The sequence below is a fragment of the Pseudomonadota bacterium genome, from assembly GCA_034660915.1.
GTDB lineage: Bacteria > Desulfobacterota > Anaeroferrophillalia > Anaeroferrophillales > Anaeroferrophillaceae > DQWO01.
Map to the genome: position 1 here is coordinate 1 of JAYEKE010000070.1, position 4,190 is coordinate 4,190.

3 protein-coding genes are annotated in these 4,190 nt (G+C 46.5%); all 3 read left to right on the forward strand.

Annotated features, from left to right (window positions below):
- Positions 1–248 precede the first annotated feature (248 nt).
- Positions 249–2,705, forward strand: a complete 2,457-nt coding sequence (locus U9P07_04165; protein ID MEA2108594.1) for a PBP1A family penicillin-binding protein — start codon at positions 249–251, stop codon at positions 2,703–2,705.
- A gap of 327 nt (positions 2,706–3,032) precedes the next feature.
- Positions 3,033–3,476, forward strand: a complete 444-nt coding sequence (locus U9P07_04170) for a prepilin-type N-terminal cleavage/methylation domain-containing protein (GenBank protein MEA2108595.1) — start codon at positions 3,033–3,035, stop codon at positions 3,474–3,476.
- Between the two features lie 84 nt (positions 3,477–3,560).
- The coding region (locus U9P07_04175; GenBank protein ID MEA2108596.1) for a hypothetical protein at positions 3,561–4,190 on the forward strand (630 nt) is incomplete at its 3' end.

Below are 4,190 nucleotides of genomic sequence, written 5' to 3' on the forward strand. Positions count from 1 at the left end.
TTTATCGTCCAGCTGCCGATCTCATGGTCGTCAGAAAGTCTCGATAATTACGTATCCGCGGTTTCCCCTGAATAGATTTGAGGCCCATCCTGATAAGCCGGCTTAGCCGGAACCAAAAAAGGCGCAGGTTAATTGTGGGGACATGACCTTAATTATTGATGGTTTTCAATAATTAAGTATCCTGTCCCCATAATTACCCTGTCCCCATAATTACCTAATTACATAATTAATATTAAGTTTGTAATTGAATGTTAAAAAAAATCACTATATTTCTCTTTGTCCTCTTGCTGGCCGGCCTTATTGTGGCGGCGGCAACCGTAATCGGGGTCTATTTTTATTTTGCCAGTGATCTGCCCAGGATTACTTCCCTGAGAGATTATCGGCCGGCCACTATTACCGAGATTTACGCGGATGGCGGTGAATTGATTGGTCAGTACTATCTGGAGAAGCGTAAGATAATTCCGGTTGAAGAGATTCCGGACCTGCTGAAAAAAGCCTTTATTGCCAGTGAAGATGCCCGTTTTTACGAACACCAGGGACTGGATTTTCCGGGAATTTTGCGGGCCTTGATCAAAAATATCGCCGCCGGCAGGATAGTCCAGGGCGGCAGTACCATTACCCAGCAGGTGACCAAATCCCTGCTTTTATCGCCAGAAAGGAAATACAAGCGTAAAATTAAAGAAGCGATATTGGCTTACCGGATAGAAAAGTATCTCAGTAAAGATGAAATTCTTTTCCTTTATTTGAACCAGATATATCTTGGGCATGGAGCCTATGGGGTTGAAATCGCTTCCAGAACCTATTTCGGCAAGAAAACCAGGAATCTCAACCTGGCGGAAATGACCCTGCTGGCCGGATTGCCCAAGGCCCCCAACCGTTATTCCCCTATTGCCCATCCCGATAGGGCTGCCCGGCGACAGCGCTATGTTCTCGGCCGGATGGTGGCTGAGGGATATATTTCCGATGCAGAGGCGGAAGCCGCAGCCGCAACTCCAATTCATATTGATACACCACCGGCCCCATTTGCCTTGACCTCTTATTTTACTGAGCATGTCCGCCGGTACCTGGATAAGAAGTATGGTTATGACATGCTCTATCGTCAAGGCCTGCAGGTTTATACCACGGTTCGTGTGCCGGATCAGCAGGCAGCCCGTAAGGCTATAGATGTGGGGCTTCGGGCCCTGGATAAACGGCAGGGATATCGTGGACCATTGGAATCCGTGATCCCTGACCGGTTTGCGGATTTTGAAAAACAACTGGAAGAAGAAAACGGTCCGGCTTCATCTCTGACAATTGATCAGCGGGTAAAAGCCCTGGTAAAACGAGTGGATGATGAACATTTAAAAGTGACGCTGTCTTTGGGTCAGGTATCGGCGGTCATGCTGCCGGATGATTACAAGTGGGCCAAAAGACCGGCTGCCGATGGCACGATTTTCCCCCGGTTAACCTTCAAGAATAAAAAACCTGCTGAAACTTTTCGGCCTGGCGATGTGGTGAGGGCCAGGATCAGTTCAATCACAAAATCCGGTCCGGCTGCCGGGATTCGCCTGCAACTTGACCAGGAACCGCTGGTCCAGGGGGCCCTGGTTGCCCTTGATCCCCAAAGCGGTATGGTCCGCGCCCTGGTGGGAGGGAAATCCTATGCAGAAAGTGAATTTAACCGGGCCATCCAATCACGACGTTCCCCCGGCTCGGCTTTTAAACCGATTATCTACGCGGCGGGCCTGGATCATGGCCTGACGCCGGCCAGCATCTTTCTTGACAACCCGATAATCTACCAGAATAACGATGATTGGGATCAGGTGTGGAAACCGCGCAATTATGAGCAGAAATTCTACGGCCCCACCAGCCTGCGCCAGGCGCTGGTTCACTCACGAAATCTGGTGACCATTAAAATCCTGCGGAAAATCGGCATCCATTACGTGATCAACTATGCCAAAAAACTGGGAATTACTTCGCCGCTGAATGCCGATCTGACTTTGGCTCTGGGGTCTTCAGGTGTTTCGTTGATGGAGTTGACCAGAGCTTATGCTGTCTTTGATAATGGCGGCCGGCGGGCGGGTCCCATTTATGTCAAGCGGATAGAAAACCGTGATGGCGAGATTCTTGAAGATAATGAACCGTTTTGGGGGCTGTCGGTTGCCGGGGATGCCGGTGATTCTGATTCAGCTGCCGGGGAACAGGGATCAGTCTTTGGAAAACAGGTAATATCTCCCCAGACCGCCTACCTGATGACCAGCTTGATGGAAAGCGTGGTGCAGCAGGGAACCGGCAGGCGGGCAAGGGTCTTAAAACGGCCGCTGGCCGGTAAAACCGGGACCACCAATGATTATTATGATGCCTGGTTCATTGGCTATTCACCGCAGCTGACTACCGGTGTCTGGGTGGGCTTTGATGATTTAAAACCCCTGGGTAAGCATGAAACCGGTTCCCGGGCCGCCTGTCCCATCTGGATAGATTTTATGCGCCAGGCGCTTAAGAGCTTCCCCAAATCAACCTTTCCGGTGCCTGCCGGCATTGTTTTTGCCAAGATTGATGAAAAAACCGGCCTGCTGGCCACTCCGCAAACTGAAAAAGTTATTTTTGAATGCTTCAAGGAAGGCAGTGAACCAAAGGAATTCACCCGCTCCATCTCTCCCCACCAACTGGAAGAAAACCTGTTTCAGGATTTCCCCGCCGGTCAGGCCGCCCCCAGGACGAATTAAACTGACAAAAATTGTCACTTCACCTGCCCCGATTTGTCACTATCACCAGCCGGGAATCTCCATTCAAGCATTTTCCAATCATGACATCTATGCCAGTATCTCTGCAACTACTTGAAAATAAAAGATAATAAAAGTTTCCCCTTCTTTTTCCCAATATTGGAACGGATGATGCATTATTTTGAAATTACATGAAAATGATGGTGAAAAAAGTGATAAAGTTTATGAGTGGATGTGCCGAAAGGTGGTGAAGGAGCAGCTATCTGTTCGTATCGTTAGCAGGTTTTTTTAACAATTTTATTAATGTCAAAGAAGGAGGAGGACAAAGTTATGATGAAACTCAGAAAGAACAAAAAAGGTTTTACCCTGATTGAATTGATGATTGTTGTCGCAATCATCGGTATCCTGGCCGCAGTGGCGATTCCCATGTACAAGAATTATATTCAGAAGGCACGTTTTACCAGTGCAGTGTTGCCGTTGATTCATTCGGTTGAAACAAATGTGGGGTCTAGATATGCTCTTAAAGGCGTTTTCCCCACTTCATCTACTGAGGTCATGAATATGGCTGGTGATGCTGATACCACATGTTGTGTACTTGATAGTTCTTCTAGCGGTTCTACATGGGTTTTTACCTTAACGGGTGCAACTACTGTTGAAGCTTTGGTTGATGCCTATGGTTCAACTATCACAGCTGAAGCAGTAACTGCCTCTGGAGCGAGAATCTCTGGATGGGACTATAGTGGTAATTTGGCTGATGCAGTTGGTCTTGATTGATTTACCCTGACAGTTTCTGCTGATATATGATATAGGGATACCGGTTTTTCCGGTATCCCTATATCTCTTTTTGGATAACAGACTATGGTTAAAGATAATTCTAACTATCAAAATAAAATAATAGTACTAGGTGCAGGATTAGTTATTTGTCTGTTGGCTCTATCTGCTTATTCCAACAGCCTGTATGTCCCTTTTGTGTTAGATGATCTCCATAGTTTTGTAAAAGAGCCGAAAGTTTTGGGTTTCACCTTTGATCTTGCCGGCCTTGAAAATCTAACTTCAACAAAGTTTGGCGTACGACGTTATCTGCCCATGCTTACCTTTGCCTTCGATCTGAAATGGGGAGGCGGTAGCTTGGCAGCATTCCATGTGACCAATATAGCCATTCATCTTCTGGCAACATTCTCATTGTTTTTTCTTTTACAGTCTTTATTCTTATTTTCCAAAGTTAATTCAGTCTTTGTGACTAATGATGGCAGAAATTATTCCACCTTTTTAGTGATTATTATTGTTGGCTTGTGGTCATTAAATCCGGTGCAGACAAATGCGGTTACTTATATCGTTCAACGGATGACATCGATGGCCACTCTCTTCTATTTTCTTTCGTTTGGCAGCTATCTTCGAGGCCGATTCTATCACTGTCAAGATGGGATGACAAAAAAATCGCTAATTTTTTATCTCTTTTCGGCAATATCTCTACTCTGTGCAATGCTG

What these genes read in the sequence shown, in the direction of transcription:
- U9P07_04165 (MEA2108594.1), top strand. Translation starts at nt 249, where the DNA reads ATGTTAAAAAAAATCACTATATTTCTCTTTGTCCTCTTGCTGGCCGGC.
- U9P07_04170 (MEA2108595.1), top strand. Translation starts at nt 3,033, where the DNA reads ATGATGAAACTCAGAAAGAACAAAAAAGGTTTTACCCTGATTGAATTG.